The 15,552-nt window shown below is 30.6% G+C and carries 6 protein-coding genes; all 6 read left to right on the top strand.

Annotated elements, in window-relative coordinates; all coding sequences use genetic code 11:
• Positions 1–52 precede the first annotated feature (52 nt).
• From E9099_RS13555 to E9099_RS13580, 6 genes are read left to right on the top strand one after another with little or no spacing between them, the layout of a single operon-like run.
• On the top strand, positions 53–2,608 hold the full coding sequence (locus E9099_RS13555) for an N-6 DNA methylase (protein ID WP_136584087.1): 2,556 nt from the start codon (positions 53–55) through the stop codon (positions 2,606–2,608).
• A 3-nt stretch (positions 2,609–2,611) separates the two neighbouring features.
• Positions 2,612–3,778: a hypothetical protein gene (locus E9099_RS13560; RefSeq protein WP_136584088.1), complete on the top strand. Its 1,167-nt coding sequence runs from the start codon at positions 2,612–2,614 to the stop codon at positions 3,776–3,778.
• Between the two features lie 3 nt (positions 3,779–3,781).
• Entirely contained in the window at positions 3,782–5,902 is a 2,121-nt protein-coding gene (locus tag E9099_RS13565; RefSeq protein ID WP_136584089.1) for a class I SAM-dependent DNA methyltransferase, read from the top strand.
• Positions 5,903–5,904: 2 nt separating this feature from the next.
• On the top strand, positions 5,905–7,161 hold the full coding sequence (locus E9099_RS13570) for a restriction endonuclease subunit S (protein WP_136584090.1): 1,257 nt from the start codon (positions 5,905–5,907) through the stop codon (positions 7,159–7,161).
• Positions 7,162–12,015 carry a DUF3883 domain-containing protein gene (locus E9099_RS13575; RefSeq protein ID WP_136584091.1) on the top strand — a complete coding sequence of 1,618 codons (4,854 nt, stop codon included), beginning with the start codon at positions 7,162–7,164 and terminating at the stop codon, positions 12,013–12,015.
• A complete protein-coding gene (locus E9099_RS13580) occupies positions 12,016–15,306 on the top strand; it encodes a type I restriction endonuclease subunit R (protein ID WP_136584092.1) in 3,291 nt (1,096 codons plus the stop codon). It abuts the gene before it with no gap.
• The last annotated feature ends 246 nt before the right edge of the window (positions 15,307–15,552 follow it).

The following is a 15,552-nucleotide window of genomic DNA, read 5'->3' on the forward strand; positions in this document are numbered from 1 at the left end:
TTTCGTTAATACGTTTGTAAAATAATTGAAATGCTTAATTAAATTTTAGTCAATGAAAAAATTAGAGAGTACACTTTGGAAGGTTTTAAATGAAGTTAGAGGGCATAAAACCATCGGCGAATTAAAAGGAATTGTAATTAGTTTAATTTTCTTAAAATATGCTAGCGATCAATCTTTAGCTAACCCATTTACTAATGTTTCTGTTCCTAAAAAATCTCAATATTCCTTTTTGATAGTGAATCTAAATAATTCAGGTTTATTAAATCATGTATGGGATGCTTTTTGTGAAATTGAAAACGAAAATATTCAGTTAAGGAATACCCTAACTTCGTTAGATTTTCAGTTTTTTTTTAAAAATAGAGAAGATTTAGAGTTACTTAGAATTTTAATTATTAAAATTTTAGAGTTTGATTTCTTAGAAATAAATATAAGTTTCTCTAATTTTATAGGGCAATTACTTTCAAAGTTTGCTTTTTATGAAGGAAAAAAAGGTGGGGATATAAATACCCCAGATTCTGTTTCGCAATTAATGATTGAATTATTAAATCCTGAAAAAGGGAAAGTTCTAGATTCAACTTGTGGTGTAGGTGGTTTCTTTCAAAATATTAAAGATCAATATCCAAATAATAAGTTTCAATTTTACGGACAAGAATATAATGGATCAACATTGGTATTCGCTAAATTAAGGTTTGCTTTTAATCAAAAAAACATTATTGAATTTGGAGAAAGAAAAAGTACGCTAAGTGATGATCAATTTCCAGAATTGAAAGCAGATTATGTAATCATGCATCCACCATTTAGTGTAAGAGCATTAACAAATGAAATTTTTGAAGGTGATCCTAGGTTTGAGTTTGGTTTACCACCAAAAAGTAATGCAAATATGGCATGGATTCAGCATGCGATTTATCACTTAGCTAAAAATGGCAAAGCTGCCATACTTTTAAATAATAGTACATTATCTGTAGGTGGTAAAGAAGCTGAAATACGTAAAAATATAATCGAGGCTGATTTAATTGAGTCAATTATTGCTTTGCCATCTGGAATGCTATCAAACACTAGTATTCCATGTGTTATTTGGATTTTAAATAAAAATAAAACTCGAAAAGGTAAAACTCTCTTTATGGATTTATCCAATTTTGGACATAAAGAAAAACTCAATTTTCAAAAAGTTTTTGACGATAAAAGTATTAAACAAATCACTTCTATCTTTAAAAAGATTCAAAATGACTTTTTATTATATACCGGTCATACAGGATTTTTTAGATTAGTAGATTCTGAGGAAATTATTAAAAATAATTACTTGCTTACACCAATTAGATATCTTGGTTTTGAGGGTAGAATTAAAGAGGATCTAAATGATGCTGTCAGTTTGGGATCTGTACTAGAGCATGTTAAGCCTAAAAATATAGATAAAACTCTAGAATATAAAAAAATTAGTATAAAGGATTTATCATCTATTTCTACTAACTATTTAATAAACGTTGATACCTTAACCAAAGGAGAACTAAAGTCAAATTATAGAGAACTGCCTAACAATGTGTTGATGATACCAAGATTAGGTGATAAACTTAAGTTTTCTTATTATGGTGAAGGTGTATCTGATATCGCTTTTTCTGCTAATTCAATTTTCACGTTTAGGGTTGATGCGGATAAAGTGAGTTTAGATTATTTAATAGGAGAATTGTTTAAGCCCTATTTTCATATTCAATTTTCCGTTTTTAAATTTGGAGCTGGCATACAGTTAATAAGATTAAAAGATTTATTAAATATTAAAATTTTAATACCCTCTTTAGAAGAACAAAAAAGAGTTGTTGAGGAGTCACGAGAAAGGCAGTTTCAATCTGCTGCAAAAGATTTAGGTTTCGAAAAAGAGATAGCAAAACTTAAGATGGCTCAAATGAAAGATTTGGGTTCTAAAAAGCATAATATTATGCAGCATCTTAATAATGTAAAAGCATCAGCAGATGTGTTAACCAAAATGATTGAGCTTAACAATGGCGTTTTAAAGTCTGATGAAATTATAGACCCTAGAAGAGGCATAACTGTAGAAAAACGTTTTCTACGGTTACAAGAAAGTTTAGGCAAAGTAATCTACTATGTAGATAATATCACCAATGAATTAAAATATGACAAAGCTGAAATAATAAATTCAGTGAAGTTTATCAGGGAATGTAAGGAAAGAGGATTACAAAACGAATTGTTTTCTATTGAAGTTGTATACGAAAAAGCCACTTTAGAAGGAAGAGAGCCACTCATTAACATTTCTAAAAATGATTTTGAAGAAATGTATAATAATATTCTAGAGAATTCTATTAATCATGGGTTTGTAGATGAAAATAAAAAATACATTTTTAGAATATCCATCGCTTTTATCGATGACTTTTTGGAAATAAATTTCGAGAATAATGGAAAACCTTTTCCTAAAGGAATTGCCCAAAAATTCGATGTAAAAGGTGAAAAAGCCGGGGCAACAGCTGGCACGGGTATAGGACTTTGGAAAGTGTCAGAAATTGTAAAACACTTTGGAGTTAAAATGTCTGTATTTGATGAACCAACAACAGATTTTCCTGTGGGCTTTAATTTTAAATTTAACCTTGAAACACTTTAAAATATGAATAGATATCAAGTATTATGGATTGATGATGATGCTGAAAAGCAGGACGGTTTTTTAGAGTCTGCTTTTTTAGAGGGTTTAGATATCAACTACTACAAAACGTCTAAACAGGGTATGGAAGAATTAGTATCTAAAATAGAACAGTATGACGCTGTTATTTTAGACGCTATGGTGTATAACGAGTCTGAAGATGAAAAAGCAGCATTAACTGGGCTATTTAATTCAATCAAAAAAATTAACAGCTTATCTAACAAAAAGAAAATACCTTATTTTATTTACTCTGGTTATATTGATCAGGATGAGCATGCTAGCGCACGAGAAATGTTAGCTGATGAAACTATCTTTATTAAAGGCAAAGATAATGACGTATTATTTCAGGCAATTAAAAAAGAAGCTGATGAACAGGTAGACACTCAAATTAGACATAAATACCAACGTGCTTTTGAAGTATGTACAGAAAAATATATTGGTGAAAATGCAGGGAAGGATTTATTGAATTTGTTGTTAAACCTTGAAAATTCAAATACTGAAAATCAATTTAATACATTAAGAAAAATCGTTGAAGATATTTTTATTGCTTGTAATAAGTTTCAGTTATTACCAAATGAGTTTATTACACCTTCAGTCGCAATTAATGAAACCAGTAAATTCTTATCAGGTAAAAACCATAAAGGAGAGTTATTCACAGAAAAAGGGTATAAACACCTAGAAGAAACACATATTCCTAGTCAAGTTTCAATAATGCTTTGGAATATTTTAACAATTACCCAAGATGGATCTCACAGATCTACTATAGACCAACATGTAAAAACGTTGAACTCATCCTATTTAATACAAAGTGTTTTGTATCAGTTATTAGATGTTGTAGTTTGGTTTAAAATTCATGTGGATAGTAATCCAAAAACAGAGAATTGGACTAAAATTGAAAAACCTAAACAAGAATCAGAAAGCAATATAAAAAAGGGAATAGTCATAAATTTTAATGTTTATAAAGGTTTCGCATTTTTACAACCAGTAGATAGAACAGATAATATTTTTATCCCGCCACATCTTATAACAAATCATAGCTTAAAAGAACAAGATGTTATTATTGGTGAAATTGAAGAATACACAGACAACAGAACAAACGAACTAAAAAAACGAGTTAAAAAACTCATCAAATAATATATGAATCACGATCAACTAAAAAACTTAGAAGACAAACTCTGGGACTCTGCCAACGCAATGCGTGCACATGGAGGTTTAAAAGCATCAGATTATGCAGTACCCGTTTTAGGTTTAATCTTTTTAAAGTTTGCCGAAAATAAATACAGCCAACACGAAGCTAAAATCTTGGAGGAATACCAGAGAGATAAAGGCACACGTATGGAGCGCACCATACAAGAAGTGGCGCTGGCTACCTGTGGTTTTTATTTACCAGAAAATGCCAGATACGATTATTTACTAAACTTACCAGGAAACAAAAGAGCTGAAGCTTTGCGGGATGCCATGAAAGGTATTGAAAAATACCAAGATGCGAAGTTTCAAGATGTGTTGCCAACCGAAGCTTATTTTGATATTGAAAAAAAGAAAGACGATATTTTACCAGAACTTTTAAAATCATTTTCAGACATACCAAAAGAAGCATCTGGAGATATATTTGGTAAAATTTATGAGTACTTCTTAGGTAAATTCGCAATGAGCGAAGGACAAAAAGGAGGCGAGTTCTTTACACCAACTTCTGTAGTTCGTTTTATTGTTGAGGTGATTGAACCTTACAAAGGTAAAATTTACGATCCTGCCTGTGGTTCTGGTGGTATGTTTGTACAATCTGCCGATTTTATTGCACACGAAGGTCACGACTTAAACGATATTTATGTGTACGGACAAGAATACATGGGCGAAACCGTGCGCTTGGCAAAAATGAACTTACTCGTACACAATTTACGTGGCGAAATTACCGAAACCAATTCGTATGATAGCGATCCTTATGATGGACTTGGAAAGTTCGATTTTGTTATGGCGAATCCGCCATTTAATGTAAAATCTGTAAAAGAAAGTACCGTAAAATTAGACGAACGTTTTTACAAATACGGATTACCAAAAAACAAGGGTAAAAAAGATGATAAAATATCTGATGCCAATTATTTATGGATTTCACTCTTTGCAACCTCTTTAAATAAAAACGGACGTGCAGGTTTTGTAATGCCTAATTCTGCTTCTGATGCTCGAAACTCAGAATACGACATTCGTAAAAACATTGTAGATTCTGGTATTGTAGATTGCATGGTAAGTATGCCAACCAATATGTTTTTAACGGTGACTTTACCTGCAACCTTATGGTTTTTCGATAAGCAAAAAGTAAACACAGACCGTAAAGACAACATCTTATTTTTAGATGCGCGTAATGTGTATAACCAAATAGACAGAGCGCATAGAGAATGGACTACAGAAAACCAACAAAATTTAGCAGCTATTGTACGTTTGTATCGTGGTGAAACCAAGCGTTATTTAGAATTAATTGATAGCTACATAAAACAAGCGAATGAAGCTGAAAGTAGAGTTGCACCTACAAAAGAGGTTTTAGAGCTACAAATTGAAACGACTTTAAAAAGTTTAAAAGCATACATTAAAGAAACTAAAGGAGCTAAACGTACACCAACCAAAACAAAAGCATTAAAAGAATCTGATTTCTTTAATTTGGTTGAAAAGTTTACCAAGACTACACCAGAAATAAACGCTGTTGTTTTAGATAATTTAGTACATCCTATAGAAAATACACCTTTAGAAAACGAAGCACAATTAGAAGTAGCTAAGAATTTAGATTTTAATGTAGCGCAAAACAAGTTTGATGCTACAGCTTTAAAACAAGACGCCAACCAACTTTTAGAATTGTATAAAATAGCAGATAAAAACTTAAAGTTAAGTTCTGATAAATTTTGGAGTGCCCAAAACTTGGTTAAAGTTGATAAAAACCTAGAAGAAGCATTGCAGAATTATATTGAAGCTATAGAACAAGCTGCTTATTGGAGTTCTAATATAAACTGGATGCAAACTCGTTTCCCAGAAGCCAAATATGAAGATGTCGTTGGTTTATGTAAAATGGCAGATAAAACCGAATATATTGAAGAACAGGATTATTCCTTAAATGCTGGACGCTATGTGGGAGTAGTAGTTGATGGAGACAATATTACAAAAGAAGAATTTGAGGAAACAATGGGTGATAATATTGAAAAGCTAAAAGTGTTAGTTAAACAATCTAATTCTATTAATGATTCTATTTTTTCTAATTTATCAAACCTTATTTAATCATGGAATATGAATTAGGTGATTTAATTCACAATACAATTGATTATAGGGGGAAAACTCCGAAAAGATTTGATAGTGGGATACCTGTGTTATCTGCTGCTAATGTTAAAAAAGGAAAGATAAAAATTGATTCGAAGTTTATTTCAAAAGAATATTATGATAAATGGGCAACAAGAGGTTTTATTAAACCAGGAGATATTTTAATTACTACAGAAGCACCAGTTGGAGAAATAGCTAAAGTTCCAGGAGATCAAATTTATATGATTTCGCGTAGAGTTTTTGCTCTTCAAATAAATGAAAAGCTCGCTGACGAAACCTATGTTTATTATTTATTACTAACGGAAGGTGTTTTAAAGTATTTTGAGTCTATTTCTCATGGAGCAACTGCACCTAGAATTTATAAAGATGAAGTTTTAAAACTTAAAATTAATTTACCAGAATTACCAACCCAAAAAAAAATAGCATCAACCCTTTCCTCTTATGATGATTTAATAGAAAACAACAACCAACGCATTACGCTTTTAGAAGACATGGCAGCCGAAATATACAAAGAGTGGTTTGTACGTTTTCGTTTTCCTAATTACCAAAACACCAAATTTTTAGACAAAGATGGTAAGGAAGTAGCGCATGGAACTAAAGGCGCTATTCCCGAGGGTTGGAATGATGGAGAAATTCTTGATTTGGTTGAACTAAAAAAAGGAAAAATTATTACAAAATCTACTATTACAGAAGGAGATATACCTGTTGTTGCTGGTGGTTTAACTCCTGCATATTATCACAATAAAGCAAATACAAATTCTCCGACAATAACAATAAGTTCATCTGGAGCTAATGCGGGATTTGTGAATATGTACTACGAAGATATTTGGGTTTCTGATTGCTCGTACTTAGATTCTAAAATGACTAATTGGCTATTCTTTTTCTATTGCACTTTTAAAACAAGACAGAAAGAGGTTTTTCATTTACAAAGAGGTGCAGCGCAACCTCATGTATATTCGAAAGACATCCATAAATTAAAAATGAAATGTCCGCCAGAAGAAATACTTAATGATTTTGAAAAGTTGATTAAGCCATTTTTTCAAGAGATAGATACTCTTATTGCTAAAAACCAAATACTTCAAGAAACAAGAGATTTATTATTACCACGTTTAATAAGTGGTAAGTTGTCTGTGGAGAATTTGGAGGTAGAGGAAATGAATAGTTCTGCTGAGCTTAGTCGAAGTATGGCTGCGGAGCCTCAAGAAAAATATAGTAAGTAAATGCAAGACCAACTCGTTACACATATAGATAATACAGCTATAAAAGACCTAATAGAGTTAAGGCGTAAAGAATATTTGCAAGCGCCTTTGCGCATTGTAGAAGATTACAATAACGAGAATAAAAACATAGATGAATACAATGGAAGGCAACTACTAGAAATGATACAAAATGCCAATGACGAGAGTGATACGTTAAAGGCTAAAAAAGTATTTATTAAAGTAGATGAAAACAGCTTAATTATTGCCAATAATGGTAATCCGTTTTCTTTAGGTGGTGTAGAATCGTTAATGTATAGCGATTTAAGCCCTAAAACTATGGAAGAAAATAAAGTCGGTAAAAAAGGCTTAGGTTTTAGATCTATACTTAACTGGTCTAAAGAAATCTATATTGCTAGTTACGATTTGCATTTAAAATTTTCTGAACAACACGCTTCCAACTTTTTGAAAAGTGTTTTAGAAGAAAAACCAGAAATTAGAGAAACTTTAAAGCGTAAAACTAAAAAGAACATACCCATTTCCGTTTTAAGATGTCCGTTCTTAGAAACCGACAACTCTAAAAAGAAGTTTACAGACTATGATACAGTTATAGAGCTAACTTTAAAAGATGATGAAAGTATTTATGAGAGTATCATAACTCAGATAGAAAAAGATATAGTTCCAGAAGCATTAATTTTTCTTAATAAATTAGAAGAAATTGAAGTTCAAACACCAGAGTCTCATTTTCAATTTACTAAGAATATAGGACCAGAAGAAGGACAAATAACCATATCTAAAATGGATTTTTTAGATGACGATTATAACCAAGAATGGATATGGAATATTCTTGAAGATAAAGGGCATATTCAAGGTAAAGAAGATTCTAAAAACTACGAGCTAAAAATTGCATATAACCCAAATGAAGAAGTTAGTTTTCATAAGTTGTTTTCATATTTTAGAACCGAAGTAGATTTTCCTTATCCAGTAATAGCACACGGTTCATTTGAATTAAAATCTGACCGAAACCAATTATCTAGAGATAAAAATGATTTCAACATTCAGCTTGTTAAAAAGTTAGCAAAGCTATTAGTTGATTGCGCATTAAAACTAACAGAAAGTGACGTTAGTAATTATGATGCGCTTAAGTTATTAATACCTACTGGTAATCAACATTCATCTTTGTATGAAGACCCTTGGGATTTTGATGATTTAATTAAAGATCACATCAATGAAACTGCAATATTTCCAACAATTACCAATGAGTATATAACTTTAGAAGAAAATTTCAAGTTTTATGATGTTGTAATAGATCATTTAATACCAAACACATATTTATCGGATTTTAATACGCTTTTAAAATCATCACCTGACGATGTGATTATAAAATATCTAACTAAACAATATCCAGATTTAAGGTATTCTGAATCAGATTTTACTGAAAAGTTAAATAAGATTATAGAAGAAGGAAATTTTACCATTGATGAAAAAGTAGAATGGATAGATGTACTTAGTAGGAATACGAAGAGTTTTTATGACTCAGAAAAACCAACACTTCCAAATCTTCTAATTAATGAAGATGGTGATATTATTAAAACAGGTAAAGAGGAAATTATTTTACCACCAAAGGAAACAACGTATAAGTTACCAACCGAACTAGAGTTACAATTTATAGACAAAAGTTTTACTGAAAAACTAAAAGAACAAATAGATGGTGACATTCGTAATTTATCGACACGTTTAAGAATTTTTCAGGTAGACGAATATTCTATGACTGTTGTAGCTAGAAAAGTAATTTCTGCTTCACACAAAATATTAGATAATGCTAACGAGAAAAGTCTTGCTATTGTTAGCGGAATGCACACAGTATTATTTCATATTTATAATGGTTTGGACGAGGAAGATAAAAGATCCTTTTTTCCAAACTTACCATCACCTTTACTATATAGCTTAAATGGAGATTTAAAAGCTGCGAATAAACTTTATTTTGGTAAAGGTTATGATGCAGGCTATTTATGTAAGCATCTATTAAAATCTATTGAGGAAGATGTCTTTATTGGTTCTTTAGAAAAAAACGGACTAAATGATTTAATAGAGGAACATCAAATATCTAAATTAGAAAAATATTTAAAATGGATTGGCGTAGCAGATATGCCAAGACGTAAAATTATTGAAAACAATAGCATACCAGACAAACAAGAGTATGTTAATTACATTTTTGATAATTTAAGCTATCCTTACTCACTTCCAGATGATCCTAAGACATTTGAAACAAGAGAGGAGATAGGTAGAACGTCTGCTCACGAGATTAATGTTTTATGGTATGACTATTTTGATGAAATTATCGAGAACACTGCCATAGAATTCTTATTAGCTTGGTTTGTCAAAGACAGAGAAATTAATAACAGCATAGTAATTGATAATGACCATGACAAGGCCGAATTATGGTTTTTGTTTGATAGTGTTCGTAATCAGAGGTATTTAGAAGATAATGATGTTAGATCATATCTTTTATTTTTTTTAAAAAACACCAAGTTTATTCCTGTTGATGGAGGAAAAAGAGCAAAGCCAACAGAGTGTGTAGCTAATAGTGGTAATTTATCACCTCTAGTACATACACCTCAAATTAATTACGATGCAGATGTCTTTAACTATTACAATATTAAAGAGGATCAGATAGAACTGTTATTAAATAGATTAGGAGTTAAAGAAAGTTTTAAAGAACTATCTGTTCAAGTTATGTATCGCCTTTTAAGTGAGCATCATAAACACTTTAGTAAAAACAAAAGCTCTGCTTCGGTACTTTACAATGCTATAATAGATGCTACAATGAATTTACCCAAAGATTTTAGTTGGGATTTTGATGAGCGTAATGAATACATAGAAAATGGAGTTGTGTTAAGTATCGTTAGTGGTAAAAATGAATATGTTCCCATAAACGAAGCAACTTATGTTTTAAATCCAAATCACAGTCAAGATTTATTAGCAAAATTAAAGGTTTCTAAAATTAGACAAAGAGTTGGTAATACCAGGATTAAAGAGTTGTTTGGTGTACAGCCAATGGATCACATTGAATTTAAGGTTAAAAAACCATCGTTAAATGAAAGATTAAACGATGAGTTTCAGCAAGAATTCACTCAATTAAAACCGTTGTTGTTTGTTTATAGACAGCAAAAGAACCTAACGGAAACTCAGAAAAAAAGAGAGTTAGGTAGTCTTAAAGAATTAAAAATAAAAATTTGTTTTAATGCAGAAGTAAAGTTTGATATTAATGCTAAAACCCAGCAGTTAAAATTAAAAAACAACGAATATGTTTACGAAAAAGAAACACAAACATATTACGTTCAGGTAAATGATAATATTACATCTTATAAAGATTTAAAACAGGAATATCGTTTTACTGAAACATTATCAGATATTATTTGTGGTGCTTTAACAGTAACAGAAAATCGTAAAGATTTTATGTTGATTATTGGGCAAGACCAATCAAGGTGGAAAGAAATTATGACAAGAGAGTTTCCTGATTTTTCAGAGATTGAAATGGAGGTTATGAAAAACTTTGAAGGCGCATTAACTTCAAAACAATTATTTTGGAGAACAATACTCAAATGTTTTAAATCTGAATTCTCTAATGCAGATTTAATAGATGAAAAACAAATTTACAAATACTTCAATAACAAGATTTCTTGGGATGATTTCTTTGATGTTTACAGAGGTTTAAACTATTATGAGCTATCAACGAATGCTAATTATAAGTTTACTCAGAGGTTATTTAATAAATTAAATATTGATATTAAGAGCTTTAATAAATACTCAAAAAATAATTTGAATTTTCAAGATTATTACTTGAATTTATTTCAAGGTATTCATAGTTCATTTTCTAAAAAATATAAATCTATATTATTTTTAAAAGGTTACTCGGATAGTTTTATAGACGAAATAGAAGCTTTTGATACTTTTGATTTTGAGGTAGTTGAAATTCCTAACGAATTAAATCTAGATTTAAATAAACTGTATCAAAAAGAGTTAATCGAATATAATGCATTGTCCCTTTTTGATGTCAAAGAAGCAGATGTAATTGATGTTGAAAAAGAATATAAGAGTTGTCTTAAAACTTTCAAAAAACAACTTCAAGACGAGAATATTTTTGACCGTGAATTGTTATTGTCGTTACAATATGATAATGAATTTAAAAACAATATTTATTTTTCAAAATATCAAAAGCTACTAGAAATCTATAAGGCACGCTATTTAAACGAAGATACAAAAAGAAGAACAGTATCATTATCTTCTACTAGTGAAGAAATTGACATTGAAGATGATGAAAATCTAATGGTGCAAATATTAGCTAATATTGAAAAGATTGACTTAGAAATAGAGTTCCATACACCAGAACGAGTCGAAGTAAATCAAAGTAAAGGAAAAGGGAGAAGTTCAGGGCAATCAACAAATAATTTACCGTCTACAGGAATACCAAAATCAGACATTGGTTTTATTGGTGAAAAGTATGCTTTTGAATTGTTGAAAAAAACATACGATGAAGTTATTTGGAAATCAGAATATGCAATACGTGCTGGTTTTTCAGGAGGTAAAGATGGTTTTGGTTACGATTTCGAATGTATAAAGGACAATGAAACAAGGTATATTGAAGTAAAAGCTTCGACAACCTCAAATAACATGTTTCATATAAGTAAAAACGAAGTTAAAATTGGACACGCTAATACTGGTACATACGATGTTTTATTAATTTCTAATTTGTTATCAGATAATATCAAAGCACAGTATTTAAAAAATATTTTTGAATATCAAGAGAATGATACCTTTTTTGAAAATAATAGTTTTTTAGTAGAAACAGATGGTTACAAAATAAAGTTTAAATAAATGGCATTTATAAACGAATCACATATAGAAGAAGCGGATATTCAATTTTTTGAATTGATATTAGGTTACAAGCATAAAGATGCTTGGGAGAAGCAACTTATTGGTAGAGACAGCTTAAAAGATGTTGTTTTAAAAGACGATTTAAGAATAGCTTTAATAAGATTGAATCCAAACTTACCAAAACAATGTATTGAATTTGCAATTGATGAATTATCAAAAAGTCGAGCAAGTTTAACACCTGTTTTAGCAAATAAAGAAGTTTATAACATAATTAAAAATGGTGTTCCAGTTTCCTATCAAAATAAAGAAGGAAGAGAAGAAAATGGTTATGTAAAGGTTTTGGATTTTGAAGATGAAGAAAATAACGATTTCTTAGTTGTTTCGCAATTAAGTATAGAATACCTACAGACAAGCAACATTACAAGGAGACCAGATTTACTTTTATACGTTAATGGTTTGCCTTTAGTAATGATTGAGCTTAAAAATGCAACCGAAAAAGTTAAAGGAGGTTACGATAATAACTTAAGACGTTACAAACGAGATATTCCACAGTTGTTTTGGTATAATATGTTTGTGTGTATATCTAATGGTATTCAAACACGAGTTGGTTCGTTTAATGCACCTTGGGAGCATTTCTTTTCTTGGGTAAAATTAGAAGATACAGCAATTTCTAACAGTCAATTAACTAGATTAGAGGTTGAAGCAGAAAGTAAAGCAGCAAACAAACGATTGAGTTTAAAATTGTTTGGAGAAGGATTATGTACTAAAAGTAATCTTTTAGATTATTTTGAAAATTTTGTTTTGTATCATAAAAATAAAGTCAAAATTATTGCAAAAAACCACCAATATTTAGGCGTCAATAATGCAATAGAATCATTACTTCATAAAGAGGATAATAAAGGGAAATTAGGTGTCTTTTGGCATACACAAGGCTCAGGGAAATCGTATTCCATGATTTTCTTTTCTCAAAAGATAGAGCGTAAAGTACCAGGTAATTGGTCGTTTTTAATAGTTACGGATAGAACAGATTTAGATAGTCAGATTTATCGAAATTTTCAGGAGACAGAAGTTGTTTTGGAAACCAAAGAACAAAAAGAAAACTATTACAGACCTAGTAGTAGAAATAAGCTAAGAGAATATTTAGAATCTAACAGATCTTATGTCTTTAGTTTAATACATAAGTTTGGTATAGAAAAAGGGAAAACCTATCCAAAGCTTACAGATCGTGACAATTGGATTGTAATTGTAGATGAAGCACATAGATCTCAATATAAAGGCTATGGGGAAAATATGCGTATTGCATTACCAAATGCACAATATATAGCCTTTACTGGAACACCATTATTAAGAAGTGAGTTAACAAAAGATTGGTTTGGTCCTTACGTATCAGAATACAACTTTGCGCAAAGTATAGAAGATGGTGCTACAGTACCTTTATACTATAAAAAATCGGTTCCAAGAGTAGAACAGATTAATGAAGATTTGGTTGGACAAGCTGCCGAAATTTTAGAAAACGAGAACTTAACAGAGGAGCAGAAGAAGAAACTAGATAGAGAGTATTCTACCTTATTGCAAGTAGTACGTCGCGAAGATCGTTTACAGGAAATAGCAAAACATATTGTACAACATTACCCGTACCGTTTAGATGTGCTTAATGATGACAAACAACGCAAACCCATGAAAGCAATGGTGGTTTGTATAGATAAATTTACTGCTGTAAGAATGTTCGAATTTGTGCAATTGGCACAAAAAGAAGAGATAAAAGATTTACGAAAGAAAATTGCTAGAGAAAAAGATTCTGAAATAAAAGAACGCTATAAACAAGCGATAACCTTTATGGAAGAAACCAAGATGTCTGCGGTAGTTAGTCAGGAAGGATCAGATAAAGAGGAAAAAGAAGTATTCGAGAAAGAAGGACTTAATATTACACCACACAGAAAGTTAATGGATCATCCGGATGAAGATGGTCGTAATATTGAAGATTATTTTAAAGACCCTAATAGTCAATATCGTATTGTATTTGTAACCGCAATGTGGTTAACAGGTTTTGATGCACCTGCAGTATCTACGTTGTACTTAGATAAGCCATTACAAAATCATACATTAATGCAGACCATTGCCCGAGCTAATCGTGTTTTTGAAGGAAAAAAGAATGGTTTGGTTGTGGATTATTTTGGTGTTTTTAGAAACCTAAAAAAAGCCTTAGCAGATTATGCTGAAGGAACTAAAGGGAAGAGTGTAGCTGATGATGGTGATGAGTTTCCTGTAAAAGAATTTGAAGATTTATTGGCACTTTTAGATCAAGCAGTTGTTGAGACTAAAATGTATTGCAAAGGTTTAGGAGCAGATATAGATGCTATTTTAAACTTAGGGGAAAGAGGTTTTAAAGAAGTGGAACTGTTTCAAGAATATGCAAACATAATACTTGAAAAGGATGAGTATAAAAAGCAATTAAGCTTATTTGTAAACACAATAGTTAGTTTGTACGATTCCGCAAAACCAGAAATTTATGGTTTTCCTAAAATTAAAAAAGCTAGGGATGTATTTGAGTATTTACGTAAAGTTGTTGACAGACATGTAGATCAAGATGAAGCCATTGAAAGAGCTAAAAAGAACTTAAATACTTTGTTAGATACTAGCGTAGTAGGGAAAGGGGATTTACAAGATCAAACGCATGATTATATCATTGATAACTCCAAACAAATAGATTTAAGTAAACTTGATTTTAACAAGCTAAGAGCAGAGTTTCCTGAAAAGAAACACAAGAATATTGAGTTTGCTGATTTGCGAGAATTGATGGAAGTTAAGCTAAAACAAATGTTGGCTCAAAATAAAACTAGAGGTTCGTTTTTAGAACGTTTTGAAAAAATTATAGAAGACTATAATTCGGGAAGCTTATCTATAGAAGAAGCCTATGAGGATTTAATGAAGCAAGCCGAAAATATGTCAGAAGAACAAGAGCGTGCTGCAAAAAGCGGAATGACAGAAGAGCAACAAGAACTTTTTGATTTGTTAAAGAAAGAGAAGTTATCAAAAGAGGAGGAAAAAAAGGTTAAACTAGCTGCTACTGAATTGTTGACAATTATGTTTGATGCAAATAATAAAATTTTAATTCAAGAATGGCACAAAGAAAAAGCTACTCAAGAAATGGTAAAAAATGAAATTCGTAAAATATTAGGAGGAAGTTTGCCTGAGAAGCCATACGGAAGAGAAGAGTTTGGTGAAAAAGTGGACCTTACTTTTCAGCATTTTTATGAATTAGCAGAGCTAGGAAGGGGGTTTGCTGCTTAAAATCGTATAATTAATTAATAAAATATTACCCATGCAGTTACACTGCATATAAGCAAAATATATTTGCAGAGTTCTTTGAAAAACCTAAACAAAAGTATTGATCGCGTATGCTGGTTTAATTAGTAATAATTAAACAACGATCGGCATATATTCTAATCGTGTATTCGATTAGAATAAGAATGTTAATTATTAATTAGTCCACAATGTTTAAAACACAAAAAATGGTTTAATTTTTAAATAGATAGC

This window comes from Psychroserpens sp. NJDZ02 (assembly GCF_004843725.1).
Lineage (GTDB): Bacteria > Bacteroidota > Bacteroidia > Flavobacteriales > Flavobacteriaceae > Olleya.